Below are 18,917 nucleotides of genomic sequence, written 5' to 3' on the forward strand. Positions count from 1 at the left end.
CAAGGATAATATTATAAAATCAATTCGCCAATTTGGATTAATTTCTCTGAAGAGGCAATTTGGTTGGGATTGGTGCCAGGCTCGTCTTGCGGAACTTTTTTTCCTTTTTCGGAATAAAATTTTATCCAAAAATCATCAACTTCTCCCGTTTTTAGATTTTTGAAATTCATTGGAATCAGCTCAAAAATCTCATCCTCCCTGAAAGCTCTTTCTATAAAATCTGAACAATACAATTGCTCGTCGTCCAAGATATAGAGCCAATTGTATGGTTTTCCCAACATCGTTTTAGCGTTTGCAATTGCTCGCGGAATGCTTCGCTGGTAATCGTTTTTTAGTCGATAAATTGCAATTATGTTTTTCTTTTTGGTCTGCGTAGAATAGAACTTTTCTATACTTTCTCTTTGCGACCCGCCCTCTGGAGCAGCATGCAAAACAAAGAAAGAATGCCCGTCTTTTTCTACCAAACCTACGTGGTCGTAGTTGACAAGCTCAGAGATTTTGGTAGACCTACTTATAGCGCCCGAAAGTTCTTTGGTGTTTGCACCCACAAATATCAGGTCGCCGTTTTGCAAATCTTTCATGCCAATTTTTTTGATGTGAGCAGCAAGGGTGTTAGGCGAAGCGCGCTGAATGTCTTTCTGATGATGACATTGAAAAAATAAACCTAAAATCGATCCTACTAAAAATATTTTTATAACGTTCCTATTCATTGAAATAAAGAATTCGAGCAAATTTAATTCATCATGACAAAAGAAAGGCTAAAAATCTTTTTATAATTTGCTATTTTTGGAAAAACAAAATAAACAAAAAGAAATGAAAAAAACGGCACTCAATCAAAAACACAAAGATTTAGGGGCAAAAATGGTTCCGTACGCAGGTTTCGAAATGCCAGTGCAGTATGCAGGTGTGAATCAGGAACATTTTATTGTGCGCGAAAAAGTAGGCGTATTCGATGTCTCGCACATGGGACAATTTTTTGTAAAAGGTGAAAAAGCGGCTGATTTTTTACAACATATTCTTTCGAACGATGTGCCGAAAGTTGCCATTGGACAAGCACAATACAACGCGATGACCAACGAGCAAGGTGGCATTGTAGACGATTTGATAATTTATCGTTTGGCAGAAAACGAATGGATGGTGGTGGTAAACGCTGCGAATATTGATAAAGATTGGGATTGGATGAACAAAAAAAATACATTCGGGGTAGAGCTGACCAACCGTTCGGACGAAATGTCGCTATTGGCGATTCAAGGTCCTAAAGCGGTAGAAGCAATGCAATCGTTGACCGACCTCGATTTGAGTCAGATTCCTTTTTATCATTTCAAAGTTGGGGATTTTGCTGGTTTCGAAAACGTTATCATCTCGTCTACAGGTTATACTGGCTCGGGCGGATTCGAAATTTATTTTGCCAACGATCAGGCAGAAGGTATTTGGGAAAAAGTTTTGGCGGCAGGTAAAGATTTTGGGATAGAGCCTTGCGGATTGGCTGCGCGCGATACTTTGCGATTAGAAAAAGGATATTGTTTGTACGGCAATGATATTAACGAAGAAACAACGCCGCTTGAAGCTGGTTTGGGTTGGGTAACCAAGTTGGATACCGATTTTATAGGATCGGATAAACTCAAAATTCAGAAAGAGAATGGCATTGAAAAGAAATTGGTCGGATTCAAAATGATTGAAAGAGGAATTCCACGCCAAGGATATAAAGTGGTAGACGACAACGTGAACACCGTGGGCGAAGTAACCTCTGGTACGCAATCGCCAATGCTGAAACAAGGAATAGGATTGGCTTATGTGCATACCGATTTTGCAAAGGTAGGAACCACCATTCGCATTCAAATCAGAGACCGAAATCTACTGGCAGAGGTTGTAAAAACTCCGTTTGTCTAAATTTTAATCAATCTTGAAAAAATAAAGAAAACGCTCAGCTGAAAGGTTTGAGCGTTTTTTATCGATTAAAAAGTTAGTTCCAATTGGGTATCGAAGAGTTTGAAACTTTTCCGATGAAAAGGACTGATGCCGTATTTCTTAATAGCCTCTCGATGCTCTTTGGTCGGATATCCCTTGTTTTTGTCCCAATGATACATCGGGTATTTTAAATGAATCTTTTTCATGTATTCATCTCTATAAGTTTTCGCCAAAATTGAAGCCGCTGCAATCGCAATGTATTGGGCATCGCCTTTCACAATGCATTGGTGCGGAACATCTTGATAGGGAATAAAACGGTTGCCGTCTACAATAATAAAATCTGGCTTCACGCTCAGTTTTTCTATGGCTCTATGCATGGCAACAAAGCTGGCGTTCAAAATATTCAGCTCGTCGATTTCGTGGTGATCTACAAACCCGATGGCCGACGAAAGCGTTTTTGTACCGATAAGCTCACGCAGGAAATTGCGTTTTTTTTCTGTGAGCATTTTAGAATCGTTGATAGCCGAATCGAAAAAATCGTTCGGAAAAATTACCGCTGCTGCCACTACCGGTCCAGCAAGGCAACCTCTTCCGGCTTCGTCGCAACCGCATTCGTATTGATGATGGGTGAGCTTTTTTATCATGACAAAAAAATTTTTTCCTATCCTAAAAAAAAATCGAGGCGCAATTTAATCTTTTTAGAATTTTTATTTTAAAAAACTTCCTGATTCGTTTCGTCGAACAAGTTACACAAAAAGATCAAGGCATGTTTTTTTATCATTTGTTCGCTTCAGCGATTCAATCAAAAAAAAAAATAGAAAATTTTTAACGCTTTTATAAAGTTTAATTAGCTTTTAAAACTTTTATTTCACTCGATTTTTAAGTAAATTAGTAGTGATAAAAGTAATTCGGTTTAAAACATTTTTGGAATAGATTTCTGACAAGAATAATATCGATTTGATAAAATTAAGTTTTTGAGTTCTCAATCGAACTGTACAAGTTGGTCATTTTAAAATTTTGAAACATATGGAAAAATTAAAAGGAAAAGTAGTTTTCATCACAGGAGCAGGCGGAGGAATCGGAAAAGCCATTGCCGAAGCCTTTGTGAAAGAAGGAAGTAAAGTAGCCATTGCCGATATCAAAAAAGAATTGGTAGACGAAACGGTGAAGTCTCTAGAAGAGCAAGGAGCCGATGTTATGGGGCTTGCTTTGGATGTGACCGATTACGATTCTGTGAAAACTGCACTCAATGATATTGTGAACAAATGGGGAACGTTGGACATTGCGGTAAACAATGCCGGCGTTGTAGGAATCGGCGGAATAGATGAAATTTCGCCAGAAGAGTGGGATAGGGTAATGGATATCAATGCCAAAGGTGTTTTCTTGTGTACCAAGGCAGAGTTGGAGATAATGAGACCCAAAAAATCGGGAGCTATCATCAACACGTCGTCGATTGCTGGAAAAATGGGGATGGCGCATATTTCGCACTACGTAGCATCTAAATTTGCGGTAATCGGATTCTCTAATAGTATTGCAAAAGAAGTTGCTTTGGAAGGAATCACCGTTAATTGTATCTGCCCAGGAATTGTCGGAACGGGCATGTGGCGAGGCGAAGGCGGAATTGCAGATCGTTGGAAGCTACCAGGCGAAACCGAAGAAGAATCTTGGGAAAGAAACAAGAAAACAATCATTCCGCAAGGTGTGGATCAATCAGAAGAAGACATTGCAGAAGGCGTGTTGTTTATTGCAAAATCGCCTAAGGTTACGGGGCAGGCAATTGCGGTAGACGGCGGGATTACCATGTAAATTGCATTTCATAATTTCTAGATTTTGATATTGTTCGTCCTTTGTGTAATGGTTTTAATAAGCCATACGCAAAGGATTTTTTTGAAAAAAGCCTTCTAAAAAAATCTTCAAACAAGCCTGAAATTCTACTGCAAATACGGTTAAAATACCGCTGATTTCTCTCTGTTTCTTTACTCATCTACGACTTAATTTATAACTTTAACAAAATTTTTTTTAAAAAAAGTTAATTAATATTAAAAAAGTTTGTTAACTTAGAATTAAGTTTTTAAAAATATTAGCAAATGAGGAGAAATTTAAAAAACTTGTTCTTGATTGGATCGCTACTTTTAGGGTCGACAATTTTTGCGCAAGTAAAGACTGTTACGGGTACGGTAACAGATGCTGATGGATTTCCAGTAGCCGATGCGGTTGTAAAAACTGCAAGTGGCGCAGAAGTTTATACAGATGAGAACGGAAGATTTAGTATTGAAGCTAACGAAGGTGAAAGCGTAACAGTAGAATCGTTCGGCTTGCAAACACAAACGTTTGTAGTAGGTTCGAATGCTTCATACAACGTTTCTTTGCGATCAGGTTTTGGTGAAGAAATCGAGCTCGAAGGTGCGGTGGTAACTGCATTGGGAATCACCCGCGAAAAGAAATCTTTGGGGTATGCTACACAAGAAGTTAGTGGTGATGTGTTGACGGCATCGAGACAAAACAACGCCTTGAATGCCTTGTCGGGGAATGTTGCAGGTTTACAAATCTCCAACAACTCTGGTAACCTAGGAGGGTCTACAAGAATTATACTTCGTGGTATTCGCTCTGCGACAGGGGAGAATAGACCGTTGATTGTAGTGAACGGTGTTCCGATGTCGAATTCGAACAACAATAGTACGGGTACAGCTCGTGGTTCGGGAGGACGCGATTACGGTGACGGTGCATTTGATATCAATCCAGACGATATCGAATCGATCAACGTGTTGAAAGGTGCTGCTGCATCTGCGTTATATGGTTCGCGCGGTATGAATGGAGTGATCATGATTACCACCAAAAGATCTAAAAGAAACCGTGATAACTTAACCGTGAATACAGGAGTAACTTTCGAACGAGTGGCGACAAGCCCAAAACTACAACGCATGTACGGGGGTGGATCTTCTAACACCTTTCAAACGGTGAACATTGGGGGCGTAGATTACCAAATTGTGAACTACTCGATGGACGAGTCTTGGGGGCCAAAATTCGAAGGGCAACAAGTGTTGCATTGGGATGCATTTGACCCTGAGTTTCCAAAAGATTACCTGAAAACAAGACCGTGGATTGCGCCAGAAGCCGATGTAGAGGATTTCTATAACACCGGATTTGCATTCAACAACTCGTTGAGCTATTCATCGGCAAACGAATTCCTTGGTGCAAGATTCTCTATTGGGAATGTTCATCAAACAGGGGTAATTCCGAATAGTAAATTAGACAAATCAAATTTAAGTTTGGGTATCGATGCTACTTTCGCTCAAAAATTTAAAGTAGAATCGGATATCAATTATGTGCGTACAAAAGGTTTCAACCGACCTGAATTTGGATACGGAGACAACTCGGTGATTCAAAAATTCTACCAATGGGGTCAACGAAACCTCGATATGAACCGTCTGAAAAATTATCAGTTACCAGATGGTACTCAACGTTCATGGAACCGGGTGTCTTGGAGCAATGGAACTCCGCTTTATTCTGATAATCCATACTGGACAATTAATAAAAACACCTCAGACGATTTACGAGATAGATTCTTTGGTAACTTCAAATTACGATACGATATTTTACCAGGCTTGTATGCCCAAGCCGCAATCTATGGTGACCATTATGATCTGAGCATCGAAGAGCGTGTTGCGATTGGTTCGCAAGCAACTTCTAGCTACCAACTTACCGAACGAAAATTCACAGAAATGAACTACGAAGGTAGATTGCATTACGATAAGAAATGGGATAGCTTTAGTGTAAGTGCTTTTGCAGGTATGAACCGTCGTGATGTAAAACAAGACAGAATGTTCGGGATGACAGCCGGAGGATTGGTGGTAGACGGATTGTATAACCTATCGAATTCGACCGAAACACCAGTTATAGAAAATTATAAATCTCATAAACGTGTAAATTCGGTATTCGGAGGGGCGTCTTTTGGATTTTATGATCTATTCTTTGTAGATGTAACGGCAAGAAACGACTGGTCGTCGACGCTACCAGCTGATAATAATTCTTATTTCTACCCTTCTGTTACCGGATCATTCGTTTTCTCTCAAGCATTGAAAGCAGATTGGTTGAATTTTGGTAAAATACGCGGAGGATGGGGACGTGTAGGTAGTGATACCGATCCTTATCAATTGATCGATACTTATACCAACTCACTTTCATTCAATGGTGCAAATGCAGGCTTAACCTTTAATGGTGTGCCACACTATTTGTTGAACATTAATAAAAACAATCCGAATCTGAAACCAGAAATGGTAGATTCTTGGGAGGTTGGTATTGAAATGAGTATGTTCAAAAACCGATTTGGATTTGATGTGACTTATTACGATCAAAAAACTAAAGACATCATCTTGTTGAACTCAGTTTCGCCATCGACAGGGGTAAATGCTAAATGGTACAATGCCGGTGTGTTGAGAAACAAAGGTATTGAAGCCGTTGTCCGAGTGACTCCAGTGCAAACAGCAGATTTCTCGTGGGATGTGGTATGGAATTTTGCTACCAATGACAACCGTGTAGAATCTTTGTATGAAGGATTGGACTTGATCACAATTGGTACAGCACCATTCAAAGTTGGTGTGTATGCGGTGAAAGGTGAAAAATACGGTCAGATTCGTGGTACAGACTATATATACGATGACCAAGGAAACAAAGTGGTAGGAGCAAACGGAAGATACGTAGCATCTGATGTTAAAAACTTAGGCTCGGTATTGCCAGATTACAACATGGGATTCCGTAATACCTTTAACTATAAATCATTCTCACTTGGTGCGTTGATCGATGTTCAAAAAGGAGGAAAATTCTTCTCAACAACTCACATGTGGGGGATGTACTCGGGTATGCTAGAAGAAACTGCAGCAAACGGTATACGTGAAAACGGAATCGTTTTAGATGGGGTAACCGGTAGCGTAACGCGTAATGCAGACGGAACCTACACCGTAACCAATACCGCACCAAACACCCGAAACATCTCGGCAGTATCTTGGGCATCTGGCTTCTATTCTGGACCAGATACACAGAACATATTCGATGCATCTTATGTCAAGTTGAGAGAAGTAACGCTTTCTTATACCTTCCCAGATCGATTGAGAGGTCCTTTTTCTGATGTTACCGTTTCGATATTCGGAAGAAATTTAGCGACCTGGGGATTAGACAGAGACGGATTTGACCCTGAGATTGCAACAGCAGGCTCTGGAAACATCCAAGGAATTGAAGGTGGATCTGTTCCATTAACAAGAACAATCGGTATGAATTTGAAACTTTCATTTTAAACTAAGTAAACATGAGAAAAAAAATAAATAAAATAGCAGTGTTTGGTTTGCTTCTCTTAGCGTCATCTCCTATGATTACTTCATGTACAAGTGACTTTGAAGAAATAAACACCAATCCAAACAGTCCAGAGGTAGTGCCGACCTATACCATATTCAATGGTGCAACTCGTCATTTGATGTACAACACCCGCGATGGTTGGTGGTCTGGAAGAATGACCCTGCCATGGATGCAGTATTCGACACAATACAACTACCTCGAGGAAGATAAATACCAATATCGCGATTCTCAAACCAGCAATGGTTGGTTGAATATCTACAGAGATTTGATGAACTTCAAAGACATCATCCTCAAAGCAGAAGACTCTTCGTTTAATATGGAATTGTACGGTGATATAGATAACCAGATTGCGGCGAGTAGAATCATGATGACTTATGCATTCGATCAATTGGTTACGCATTTTGGCGATGTACCTTATTGGTCTTATAGCGGAAGAACCAATCCTAACTTCCAAGCATTAGATGTAGACAATTACCCAAGACCAGTTTATGCAACACAACAAGAAATTTACGAAAACATGTTGCTAGAGCTTCAGGAGGCTGCAGAACAATTGAATCTTAATGCGTCTGTTTTCTCTTCGGGTGACAACATCTATGGTGGCGATGCAGCCAAATGGTACAAATTTGCCAATTCATTACGCTTGCGTATTGCCAATCGTGTAAAAGCTAAAATTCCATCTGCCAATACCCATATAACAGACGCCATTGCGAAAGGGGTTTTTAGCTCAAATGATGATAACGCAACCTTGGCTTTCGGTTCAGGATCGTCTCAAGGATCACCATTCTGGGGAACTTTCTACGTGAGTTCACGTATCGACTTTATGGTCAACAATCAATTCATCAAGTTGTTGAAAGGAGAATCTGCTAAAAACTTTGGATTGGATCCACGCTTATTCAAGTATGCTGCACCAAAACAAGCATCAACATTAATGAATGTGCAAAATCCTGGATTGTTTCAATCTTATACAGAATCTGATAATCCGGCAGATTACGAAGGAATGCCTTATGCGCTTACCGATGATTTGTTAGAAGATAATCAAGATTTAGAAAACACATCGTTTGCCTCTAAAATTGTCATTAAAGATACTTATGCAGAGGTGTTGATGGAGTATGCAGAGGTAGAATTCATCTTATCGGAAATTAACGGATGGAGCCAAGCAAACTACATCAATGGGGTGCAAGCTTCTATGGATAAATGGGGAGTACCAGCGGCACAAGCAGCAGCTTATATCGCAGCTTTGCCAGCAGCAAATATGGAGAATGTGCTTACGCAAAAATACATTGCGTTTTACATGCAGGCAGATCAGGCTTGGGCAGAGTATCGCAGAACAGGATATCCAAATGGTAATGTCTTGTTGTTACCAGGAGCCTCAACCGTAGATCGTAATGGCAATACCTATGTATTTACACCAAACCAATCTGGAAGTGTAGTTGCAACCGATCTACCAGATCGAGTTCGTTATCCGATAACAGAAGCCTCTATCAACCAAGCGGCATATAGAGATGCGATTAGTAAATTATCGAATGGAGATGAAATTGATTCTAAATTGTTATTTTCACGATAATTTCTAAAGTTAATCGTTTAATTTATATAGAATACGTGTTGAACGCAGTTTTAACACGTATTTTTTTTGTCAATGTTAAAAATAAGTTATATTTGGCGAAAACTTTTTAAAATAAACTTAAATGAGGAGAAATTTAAAAAGCCTTTATTTTGTGGGAGCATTCCTCTTAGGGTCTGCTTTGTTTGCGCAAGTAAGAGGTACAGTAAATGACGGGAATGGTTTCCCTGAATCTGATGTAGAAGTTTCGGTGAAAGGTACAGACAAAGTAGTCTATACCGATATGGATGGTAACTTCGATATTGATGCACAAGTAGGAGATACCTTAATTGTAAACGGAAAAGAAGTAAAAGTTACTTCTTCTAATTTGGGAGTGATAAGCTCAAGCATAGACCTAGAAGAAGTGCTGGTTTCTGTTGCATATGGTAAACAGAGAAAAGAAGCAATAGTTGGATCTGTAGCAGTAGTAGATGAAAAAGTGTTGGAAAAACAATCTGCAACTAATGCTTTGACCGCTTTACAAGGGTCAGTTCCAGGGGCTAATGTGATTGTTTCTGGTGGACAACCAGGTACAAAACCAACTATACGAATTAGAGGTATTGGTTCAATCAACGCCTCTTCAGAACCACTAATCGTTGTAGACGGAGTTCCTTTTAATGGAGATATTTCAATGATCAGCCAAGATATGATTCAATCTATCAACGTGTTGAAAGATGCTGGATCAACTGCGCTGTATGGTGCTCGTGGAGCAAATGGTGTGATCTTGATTGAAACTAAAAAAGGTAAATCTTCTGGTAAGCCACAAGTAAGTTTTAATACACAATTTGGTCTTGCAAACCAAGCAGTGAAAATGCATAACACTGTAGGAGCAGAAGACTTCATGAAATATACTTGGGAAGCAATCAAAAATACTTCAGATGCAGCAACAGCTTCTAGTTCATTAATTTCTCGCCTTGGATACAACCCTTATGGTTCTGTAGAACAGCCAATCGATCAAGATGGTAACGTAGTACCAGGAGCTTCTCTATTGTGGGATACTAACTGGAGAGACTTCATCGTAAATGATATTGCTACTAGACAAGAGTATGGTATCAATGTTGACGGTGGTAATGAAAATGCAATCTATAACTTTGGTGCTACCTATTTGAACCAAGAAGGATCTATTCAAACTTCAAAATTTGAGAGAACTACAGTTAAAGGTAACGTAACAAGTTTTGCTACAGATTGGTTAGAATTAGGAGTAAGCACATTGGTTGGTGTGAGTAGATCAAACAATCCTACACAGGATGCAAACTCTTACCAATCTCCAATCCAGTGGATTTATTCTGTCGCTAACATCTATCCATTATATAAAAGAAATGAATTGGGAGAATTATTAACCGATTCTAACGGAAATTATATTTATGACTACGGACAAGACGGAGCATATTTAGTTAATGGTACAAGACCTTTGTTGAGTAACGAAAGTGCACCAGGTGCATTATACCAAGGTTATGTAATCAGAAATACACGTACCAACATGAATGTTAACGGTTACGCAAAAATTAACTTTACAGATTACTTATCATTAAAATCGTCATTGTCTTACCAACATTATATGTATGACCTTAGTGAATGGTCTAGCAATAGATATGGTAACGCAGCAGGAGTAGGTGGAAGAATCGGTAAACAAAGAAACACTTCTACAACAAGAAGTATGATCAATAGCTTGAACTTTGATAAGCGTTTTGGTGATCATGGATTGAGAGTAGATGGGATTATGGAAACCTACGAGTACAAGTACGAGTATGTAAATGCTAGAGGTACAGGTTTCTTAGATGGAATCCATGTTTTAGATGGAACAACTACACCTGAGTTAATCGGTGGTTATATTTCTAGCGAAAGAAACGTAGGTTACATGGCGCGTGTAGGTTACGACTATATGAGAAAATACTACTTAGAAGCATCTTATAGAAAAGAGGCATCTTCTCGCTTTCATAGAGATGTGAGATGGGGTGATTTCTTTGGAGTTGGAGCATCTTGGGTTATTAGTAATGAGAATTTCTTGAAAGATTCTGATGCCGTTAATAACTTAAAATTAAGAGCTAGTTACGGTGAAGTTGGTAACAATGTTACATCATCTTACTTCCCTTACAACCAAAGCTACTATGCTGGATGGTCACAACTTGATCAACCTGGTGTAAATATCGGGAACTTACCAGATGTAGGAATTACATGGGAGAAAACAGCTTCTACAAACGTTGGATTAGATTTTGGTTTCTTGAAAAATAGAATTTCAGGATCGGTAGACTTCTTCAACAAAGAATCAATCGATTTGATTATGGGTGTTAATGTTCCTTGGAGTGGAACTGGGCAAGCATCTATATTGTCGAATATTGGATCTGTACGTAACTACGGTTTAGAGTTCAATTTGAACACTATCAACGTTAATACCGAAAACTTTGAATGGACAACCAATATCAACTTAGGTTTTGTGAAAAACGAAATTACAAAATTGAACGGTGTCGAATCAATGATCAACGGTACAAAACTATGGGAAGTAGGAAACTCACTCTATGACTGGTATATCCAAGAATGGGCGGGTGTAGACCCAGAAGACGGTATGCCAATGTGGTATAAAGATGATGCTAATGGAAATAAAGTTACAACCAAAAAGTATGCAGAAGCTAAACGCTATTTGCAAGATAAATCATCGTTACCAGATTTCGAAGGAGGTTTCTCGAACTACTTCAGATACCGAAACGTTGACATGAATATACTTTTCAACTTCAGTGTAGGATCATATATCTACGATAGTAGCTATGCTGGATTGATGAACGGTGGTAATAATGCAGGATACCAATGGTCAACAGATATCAAAGATAGATGGCAAAAACCTGGAGATGTAACAGATGTTCCAAAATTATCTACTGTAAACAATAATGTGAATTCACAATCGACAAGATTCTTATTCAAAAATGATTATCTAAGATTGAAAGCATTGAACGTAGGATACAATTTACCAGCATCTGCAATCGATCAGATTGGAATTAAAGGATTGAGAGTTTATTTCCAAGGAGATAACTTGTTAACTTTCCAATCACACGAAGGTATTGACCCTGAACAAAGTTTAGCAGGTACCACAAATAGTAGATCTTATCAACAAAGAATCTTTTCTTTAGGATTAAATGTAAAACTATAATAAAATGAAAATGAAAAAATATATAATATTATCATTAGCGTCGCTTACAATGCTTGCCTCTACAGCTTGTATGGATGACTATTTAGACGGTCCTTCTCCAGCCGAAGAAGGGGCTATCACACCAAACGAAGCGTATGCATCCTATGATGCTGCAAATGCTGTAATGGCGGGTATGTTAAGATTCCAAAGATCACAATGGACAGAAAACGGTCAACTTAGTGGTCCAACTACAGATGTGGGTGGACTATATTCAATGTTCTTTGCTCGTTCTGTAAAAGGTTCAGACATACAATTGAGTGGTAGCTGGTATGGTGCAGATTATGAGCACGATAACCGCGAACCTACCTACCGTCGTACAGGGTTTACATGGAAGTTCCCTTACACGATGATTGCTAAAACAAATCAATTCATCAATGGTGTAAGTTCATCTGATAGACTTTCAGATGATGAAAAAAGCAATTTGATAGCTCAAGGTAAAGCACTAAGAGCATTCTATTACTTCCAATTAGCTCTTGAATTTAATCACGCTTATAAGTTTGATACTCAAGCTGTAGCGCCACCTGTGTACACAGAGATTAACTTCGATGGTAAGCCAATGGGAACTTTGCAAGAGTTATATGCACAGATTGTTGCAGATTTAGAAGATGCTGTAGCAAATGCACCAACAGCAAGATTTGATAGCTCATGGATTAATAAACAAGTGGCTGCAGCAATGTTAGCAAATGTATATTTGTCTATGGAAGAGTGGGCTAAAGCAGAATCAATGGCAAAACTTGCTTACGGTAACGACGTAGCAGCTGCATTGCATACAGTTGACACATTCAAACCTTCTGGATTTGATCTTTATACAGACAAAGAATGGTTATGGTCTTTACCTCAAACTGGCGACCAGACAAATTATTACTACATGGCACCACACGTGTTTATGGACTATGGGGTAGGGTATAACAATGGTTTCTTAAATTCAGATTTTGTAGCGAAATTCGCTGATAACGATCTAAGAAAGCAAGCTATTACTAAAACATCTTCTCAATTACCAGAAACTGATGTGCGTTATTGGAAAACTACCAAGTTTAAATTTGCATTTACTGCATCAGCTCCAGTAATCAGAACGCCAGAAGCAATATTAGTTGCTGCTGAGGCTGCGTATAGACAAGGGAAAACTTCTGAAGCACAAAGTATCCTCAATGCTTTCAAAGCTACTAGATATACTGGTTTTGCAAATGAAAGTTTATCAGGAGATGCCTTGTTAGAAGAGATCTTATTAGAAAGACGTAAAGAGTTATATGCTGAAAACGGAGTAGAATGGTTTGATGCAAAACGTTTACAAAGAGGAATTACAAGAACAGGTAATCATAGAAAAATATTGAATATTGCTCCAAATGATAAACTATTAATCTTGAAAATTCCACAAGTTGAAATCGATAGTAACCCAAATATTGACGCTTCAGTAAATGCCAATAGATAATATTATCTAAATCAACTATAAAAATTCCCCTCGAGCTTGCTCGAGGGGAATTTGTTTTTTAGTCAACTTCGACAGTGAAGTGCTATGCTATTCTATTTTTTTTTTGGTTTGTTTAATATTCCTCTGCAAACAAATCAATGATCGGTCTTGGATTCTTCTTTTTGATTTGCGTCCACCAATAAATCAGCGTACCCAATCCCATCCCAAATACAACCCCAACAATCCAAAGCAAACGTTGATCTTGTTGATGCAATTGCGGATTTTTTACCACATGAAAAATATAATAGATAAAGGAAATAACACCCGTAAAAAAACTAAAAAATGCCAAAATCATAAAAATAAACAAGTTGCCCAACAAACTGTTGATAAGACTTGTAGAGGTTTCGATCGCCTTTTTCTCCCCAATATAATTGAACAAAGAATAATAAATCGCAAAATAACTGATGACCGTGAGAATGAACAATAAATTTGGCACCAAAGCCAAAGCGGTTTGTAGCCTGTAATTGTTCATCAATGCCGACAAATCTTTATCTAAGATGATTTTCTTCATTTTCGAAATGATTTTTGATGATTCGCGCTCTCGATTTCCCGATAAGCTCTTCGAGTTCCAACAAAGATGCAGATTTTATCCGTTCAACACTTTTAAAATGTGTTAATAATTCCTCAATTGTTTTCTTCCCAATCCCTTTAATATCATCCAATTCTGTCTTGAAAGAAGCTTTACTTCTTCTGTTGCGATGTCGCGTAATTCCAAAGCGGTGAGCCTCGTCGCGTACCTGTTGCAAAATTTTTAAGGTTTCAGAAGTCTTGTCGAGGTATAAGGGATAAGGATCGTTGGGATAAAAAATTTCTTCCAACTTTTTGGCGATGCCAATGATGCTCACTTTGCCACGCAATCCCAATCGATCAAGGCTTTTTAGTGCAGAAGAGAGCTGCCCTTTACCGCCGTCTATTAGAATCAGCTGAGGCAATTCGCCTCCTTCTGCAATGATTCTTGCGTATCGTCTGTAGATCACCTCTTCCATGGTGGCAAAATCATTAGGTCCTTCGACCGTTTTTACATTAAAAATTCTATAATCCTTTTTACTCGGTTTCCCGTTTTTGAATACCACACAAGCCGATACAGGATTGCTTCCTTGAATGTTCGAATTGTCGAATCCCTCTATATGCCTAGGTTCTTCGGGTAATCTGAGGTCTATTTTCATCTGATTCATAATCCGATCGACGTGGCGGTCTGGATCTACAATCTTTGTTTTTTTCAATTGTTCTAAACGATAATATTGTGCATTTCGCTCAGACAAATCGAGGATGTGTTTTTTATCACCGATTTTCGGTACAGTGATTCTAACTCCCGGAATCTCGATATCCAATTCAAATGGCACATAGATTTCTTTGGAGTTGAGGTGATAGCGTTCACTGAATTCGATAATGGCTTTTTCGAGTAATTCCTCATTGGTTTCGTCCATTCTTTTTTTCCATTCTTCGGTGTGTCCTTGTATGATGGCACCGTTTTTTATCCGTAGAAAATTGAGGTAGGCATAATCGGCATCCGAAACAATGTTGAACACGTCTACATTGGTTATGGACGGATGCACCACCATAGATTTGGTCTGATAACTCGTGAGGGCGTCTATTTTTTCTTTGATAATTTGTGCCTGCTCGAACTCCAAATTTTCGGCATGTTGATGCATCAAATCGGTGAGGTGTTTTTTACCCTCGTTGTAATCGCCTTTGATGATGTTTCGTATAGCCTGTATTTGTTTTTGGTATTCTTCTTCGGTTTGCAAACCTTCGCACGGACCTTTGCATCGCCCGATATGGTATTCCAAACATACTTTATATTTTCCTTTTTGTATGTTTTCTTCGCTCAGGTTATAGTTGCAGGTGCGAATAAAATACAGTTCTCGTATCAAATCTAGAAGCGTTCTCATCACCCGAATGCTAGAGTATGGACCAAAATATTCCGAACCGTCTTTGATGACTTTTCGGGTATAAAAAACTCTCGGGAAGGGTTCTTTTTTTATACAAATCCAAGGATAAGTTTTATCGTCACGCAACAAAATGTTGTAGCGTGGTTTGTTTTTTTTGATCAGATTATTTTCCAACAACAGCGCATCGTACTCGGTGAGTACATTGATTGTTTCGATGGCGTCTATGTTGTTTACCATCATCTGTATACGCCTCGAATCGTGCGTTTTGCTGAAATAAGAATTGACTCTTTTTTTCAAGCTTTTAGCTTTTCCAACATAGAGTAAATCTCCTTTTTTGTTGTAGTATTGGTAGACGCCAGGAGAATCTGGCAATGCTGCCAATTGTAATTTTAGATGCTCTTTCATTAGTTCACTTCTACAATATCGAGATCATGGGTTTCATGATTCAGATAAACCAAAATTTTCTTTTCGACTTCGTACCCCAAAGTTCTGAAAAAGTTGGCATAATGATCGATCTGACTTTGGTGATGAATGTTTTTTGCTCCAGTTTTGTAATCGAGAATGCTCACTTTGTTTTGGTCGATAATTACGCGGTCTGCACGAAATATTTCGCCATTGGTATCGATAAAATCTCGTTCGTTCAATAGCATCAGCTTTTTATCAAAATATTTTTTCAGGGTCGGATGTTCGACAATCGAGGAGATAAGGTTTTTAGTATTTTCAATCTCTTCGGGTTTTATCAATCCTGTTCTCACTTCTTTTTCTAGGGCATCGGCAAGATCATCTTTGTCTTCGATGTTCGCCAAAATTTCGTGTATTGCATTGGCATAGACGGTGAGGTTTTCTTGTTTTTGTACTTTTTCAGAATTGGTACTGATGTTCAGATTCCGTGTCCAATCGTTCGATTGAAAAACAATTTCTTTTACGTTTTCTTGCACTATTTCTGGAGTTGAAACTCGCTTTGGTTCACCATAAACGTCTATATCCAACGATTCGTTGAGCATGTTTTGTGCATCGAGAAATTCATATAAATATTTACCCATATTTACTGATGTTGATTTCTTAGCAGGAGGGTCACTTATTATGTACAATTGCTCAATTGCTCTTGTGGTTGCAACATATAAGGTATTGAAGGCATCGAGTAGAATCAAATTCTTCTCCATCATGATTGCCTGTTTGATGTTTTCTTCTTCTATCGTTTGCAATTCAGCAGATAAATCAACAAAAAACGAATCGAATGGTTGACCTTCTTTCTTTTCCAACGGTATCCATATGCTGTTATTTTTCAAATACCAACTGGCAAAAGGTAAGATAACAACAGGAAATTCGAGTCCTTTCGATTTGTGGATCGTCATTATTTGCACCGCGTCTACTCCTTTCGGAGTTTTGATGCTCACCTTTTCGCGTCTTTTGTTCCAATGTTCCAAAAATTGTTCGAGATTACTTTCGTTCTTCGAACTGTAATCCAAAACTTCGTCCAGAAAAGCCAGCAAATAGGCGTTGGCAGCTTGATCAAAAGGAAATTGTCTGATAACTTTTTCGATAAAATCGTACAAAGCTAAATTTTCGTCGTGTAGAAAGCCGAGGTCGTAACCCAATTGCTCAAATGTACTGATGAAGCTTTTGGGCGAATGCTCGATTGCTTGTTGTATAACCGCTGTAAAATCATCTGTGTCGATAAGACCAATCTGATTTGCCAAGATAATCGCCCTCGAAATGTATTGCTTCTCTTGCGGACGAAAAGCGATGTGCAAAAGGGTTTCGATCAATTGAATTTCGGGTGAATGCATCAAAATAAGCGAATCGCTCGATATAATGGGAATGTTGTTTTCTGCCAAAAAAGCTGCAACCGCACTTCCTTCCGAGTTTTTTCTTACCAAAATGGTAATTTCTTGTAAAGCAAAGCCTTGCGTTTGTAAGTTCTGTAAAATGAGCAAGATTTTCTCTAGATGGGATTCGTTTTTGGGTTGCGTTTCATTTTTCTCAACAAACTGCACATTGACATAGCCGCCAGATTTATGATTGGATTTTTGTTGGCTTCCCAACGCATATGCATCGCGGTATTTTTCATCACCTATCAAATTTCCAAGGTATTGATACAAACTGTTGTTGAAGCGGATGATGTTTTCATAACTACGCCAATTGGTTTCTAAATTTTCCAAAATCAATCCTGGCCACTTTTCGGCAATTTCGATCATTTGATTCGGATTACCGCCTCGCCAACGATAGATCGATTGTTTTACATCGCCAACCAGCATGATGGTATCGTCTTGGGCGTGTGCATTTTGGATCAAAGGTTTTAGATTTTCCCATTGTAAAGTCGAAGTATCTTGAAACTCGTCGATGAAATAATGACGAAATCGACTGCCGATTTTTTCATAAATGAAAGGCGATGGCTGATTTTGTATATTTTTGCTAATCAAGGTGTTGAACTCGTCGATGAGTAAAATATTGTTTTCGGCTTTTATTTCATCAAGGGCTTTTTTTATCTCATTTATTAGACTGATGCTCGAAATGTTTTTGAGAATAGCTTTTTTAAATATTAATTCCTGATTCAGTTGCAAAGCCTCTAAAAATAAGCTTTTCAGCTCGTCGAAAATGAAAGTCGCATTCGATTTTTTTTCTAGATATCCATTCTCCAACATATCTCTATTATTGGTTGGGCTTGGAGAAAAAGATTTTTTAACATCATATTCTTTAAATCTGTTGAAGAACGAAGCAATCCCTCTAGTTTTACCAGGTAAATCTTGTATCGTTAAGCCATTATTAGACAATATCGATTCGAATTTTTGGTATATTGCAGGGTGTTTCGCTATAATGTTTCGGTATTCTGCTAGGGTTTGTTTCCGAAACAAATTGAAATCTTCTAGGCTGAAATCGGCAAGTTTGCTGAGCTCATTTATATGCACATCGTTCGATAATATTGAAGCTTTGTCAATTATATTTCGTTTGACTTCCCACGATTTATCGTCGTCCATCTGGTCGAGCGCAATATCAATCATAGTCTGCGTGAGTTGTTCGTCTTCGCCAATTTTGCTGTAGAGAAGGTTCACCGCCTCTTCGATCAACTCTTTGTTTTCCAACTCCACATCAAAATTCATTGCCAATCCCAAATCTTGTGCAAATGCTTTGATTAATCTCAGGTTGAATTTGTCTATCGTACTGATCGAAAATTTGGAATAATGATGAAGAATATTGCTGAGGATAGACTTGGCTTTGATTTGGATTTCTTCTGGTTTCATCGCCAACTCTTCCGACAAGCCTGTCAAATAAATCGCATCACTTTTTGTAGGATCCGATAGCTGATATAAGGTCGCCAAGATGCGTTCTTTCATCTCATTGGCAGCCTTATTGGTAAAGGTAATTGCCAAAATATGTTCGAACCAATTGTCGCGTTTGCTTCGCAACAAAATGATGATGATATTTCGAACCAAAGTGTAGGTTTTGCCTGCACCAGCCGAAGCATTGTAAAGTTTAAATTCTCCTGGATTTATCATGCAAGAAAATTACTAAAATTCT

The 18,917-nt window shown here is 38.5% G+C and carries 11 protein-coding genes; 6 read left to right on the forward strand and 5 right to left on the reverse strand.

Annotated features, from left to right (window positions below; translation table 11 throughout):
• Window positions 1-11: 11 nt before the first annotated feature.
• Window positions 12-710 (reverse strand): YiiX/YebB-like N1pC/P60 family cysteine hydrolase, encoded by a 699-nt coding sequence (locus BN8061_RS06925; RefSeq protein ID WP_094745881.1) that lies wholly within the window; start codon window positions 708-710, stop codon window positions 12-14.
• A gap of 103 nt (window positions 711-813) precedes the next feature.
• Between BN8061_RS06925 and gcvT the strand changes: the two genes are divergently transcribed.
• Window positions 814-1,890, forward strand: a complete 1,077-nt coding sequence (gene gcvT / locus BN8061_RS06930; RefSeq protein WP_068597997.1) for a glycine cleavage system aminomethyltransferase GcvT — start codon at window positions 814-816, stop codon at window positions 1,888-1,890.
• 65 nt (window positions 1,891-1,955) lie between these two features.
• On the opposite strand, the gene BN8061_RS06935 is transcribed toward gcvT, so the two are convergent.
• Window positions 1,956-2,552, reverse strand: a complete 597-nt coding sequence (locus tag BN8061_RS06935) for a ribonuclease HII (protein WP_068597684.1) — start codon at window positions 2,550-2,552, stop codon at window positions 1,956-1,958.
• Window positions 2,553-2,934: 382 nt separating this feature from the next.
• Here BN8061_RS06935 and BN8061_RS06940 point away from each other — a divergent pair, with 382 nt between their 5' ends.
• From BN8061_RS06940 to BN8061_RS06960, 5 genes are all read left to right on the forward strand, one after another.
• Window positions 2,935-3,714: an SDR family NAD(P)-dependent oxidoreductase gene (locus tag BN8061_RS06940; protein WP_068597686.1), complete on the forward strand. Its 780-nt coding sequence runs from the start codon at window positions 2,935-2,937 to the stop codon at window positions 3,712-3,714.
• A gap of 281 nt (window positions 3,715-3,995) precedes the next feature.
• Complete coding sequence (locus BN8061_RS06945) at window positions 3,996-7,199, forward strand: SusC/RagA family TonB-linked outer membrane protein (protein WP_068597688.1); 3,204 nt, start codon at window positions 3,996-3,998, stop codon at window positions 7,197-7,199.
• Between the two features lie 11 nt (window positions 7,200-7,210).
• Window positions 7,211-8,821, forward strand: a complete 1,611-nt coding sequence (locus BN8061_RS06950; protein ID WP_068597690.1) for a SusD/RagB family nutrient-binding outer membrane lipoprotein — start codon at window positions 7,211-7,213, stop codon at window positions 8,819-8,821.
• 121 nt (window positions 8,822-8,942) lie between these two features.
• Window positions 8,943-11,999, forward strand: a complete 3,057-nt coding sequence (locus tag BN8061_RS06955; protein WP_068597693.1) for a SusC/RagA family TonB-linked outer membrane protein — start codon at window positions 8,943-8,945, stop codon at window positions 11,997-11,999.
• A 4-nt stretch (window positions 12,000-12,003) separates the two neighbouring features.
• Complete coding sequence (locus tag BN8061_RS06960; RefSeq protein ID WP_094745882.1) at window positions 12,004-13,467, forward strand: RagB/SusD family nutrient uptake outer membrane protein; 1,464 nt, start codon at window positions 12,004-12,006, stop codon at window positions 13,465-13,467.
• A gap of 112 nt (window positions 13,468-13,579) precedes the next feature.
• Here BN8061_RS06960 and BN8061_RS06965 read toward each other — a convergent pair whose 3' ends face one another.
• The 3 genes from BN8061_RS06965 to BN8061_RS06975 are packed head-to-tail and all read right to left on the reverse strand — an operon-like array spanning window position 13,580 to window position 18,895.
• Window positions 13,580-14,017 (reverse strand): hypothetical protein, encoded by a 438-nt coding sequence (locus BN8061_RS06965; protein ID WP_068597696.1) that lies wholly within the window; start codon window positions 14,015-14,017, stop codon window positions 13,580-13,582.
• Window positions 13,995-15,803 carry an excinuclease ABC subunit UvrC gene (gene uvrC / locus BN8061_RS06970; RefSeq protein ID WP_068597698.1) on the reverse strand — a complete coding sequence of 603 codons (1,809 nt, stop codon included), beginning with the start codon at window positions 15,801-15,803 and terminating at the stop codon, window positions 13,995-13,997. Before uvrC ends, BN8061_RS06965 begins: the two co-directional genes overlap by 23 nt.
• On the reverse strand, window positions 15,803-18,895 hold the full coding sequence (locus tag BN8061_RS06975) for a UvrD-helicase domain-containing protein (protein ID WP_068597699.1): 3,093 nt from the start codon (window positions 18,893-18,895) through the stop codon (window positions 15,803-15,805). Before BN8061_RS06975 ends, uvrC begins: the two co-directional genes overlap by 1 nt.
• Window positions 18,896-18,917 lie beyond the last annotated feature (22 nt).

This window comes from Vaginella massiliensis (genome assembly GCF_900089075.1).
GTDB lineage: Bacteria > Bacteroidota > Bacteroidia > Flavobacteriales > Weeksellaceae > Weeksella > Weeksella massiliensis_A.

What these genes read in the sequence shown, in the direction of transcription:
- BN8061_RS06925 (WP_094745881.1), bottom strand. Translation starts at nt 710, where the DNA reads ATGAATAGGAACGTTATAAAAATATTTTTAGTAGGATCGATTTTAGGT.
- gcvT (WP_068597997.1), top strand. Translation starts at nt 814, where the DNA reads ATGAAAAAAACGGCACTCAATCAAAAACACAAAGATTTAGGGGCAAAA.
- BN8061_RS06935 (WP_068597684.1), bottom strand. Translation starts at nt 2,552, where the DNA reads ATGATAAAAAAGCTCACCCATCATCAATACGAATGCGGTTGCGACGAA.
- BN8061_RS06940 (WP_068597686.1), top strand. Translation starts at nt 2,935, where the DNA reads ATGGAAAAATTAAAAGGAAAAGTAGTTTTCATCACAGGAGCAGGCGGA.
- BN8061_RS06945 (WP_068597688.1), top strand. Translation starts at nt 3,996, where the DNA reads ATGAGGAGAAATTTAAAAAACTTGTTCTTGATTGGATCGCTACTTTTA.
- BN8061_RS06950 (WP_068597690.1), top strand. Translation starts at nt 7,211, where the DNA reads ATGAGAAAAAAAATAAATAAAATAGCAGTGTTTGGTTTGCTTCTCTTA.
- BN8061_RS06955 (WP_068597693.1), top strand. Translation starts at nt 8,943, where the DNA reads ATGAGGAGAAATTTAAAAAGCCTTTATTTTGTGGGAGCATTCCTCTTA.
- BN8061_RS06960 (WP_094745882.1), top strand. Translation starts at nt 12,004, where the DNA reads ATGAAAATGAAAAAATATATAATATTATCATTAGCGTCGCTTACAATG.
- BN8061_RS06965 (WP_068597696.1), bottom strand. Translation starts at nt 14,017, where the DNA reads ATGAAGAAAATCATCTTAGATAAAGATTTGTCGGCATTGATGAACAAT.
- uvrC (WP_068597698.1), bottom strand. Translation starts at nt 15,803, where the DNA reads ATGAAAGAGCATCTAAAATTACAATTGGCAGCATTGCCAGATTCTCCT.
- BN8061_RS06975 (WP_068597699.1), bottom strand. Translation starts at nt 18,895, where the DNA reads ATGATAAATCCAGGAGAATTTAAACTTTACAATGCTTCGGCTGGTGCA.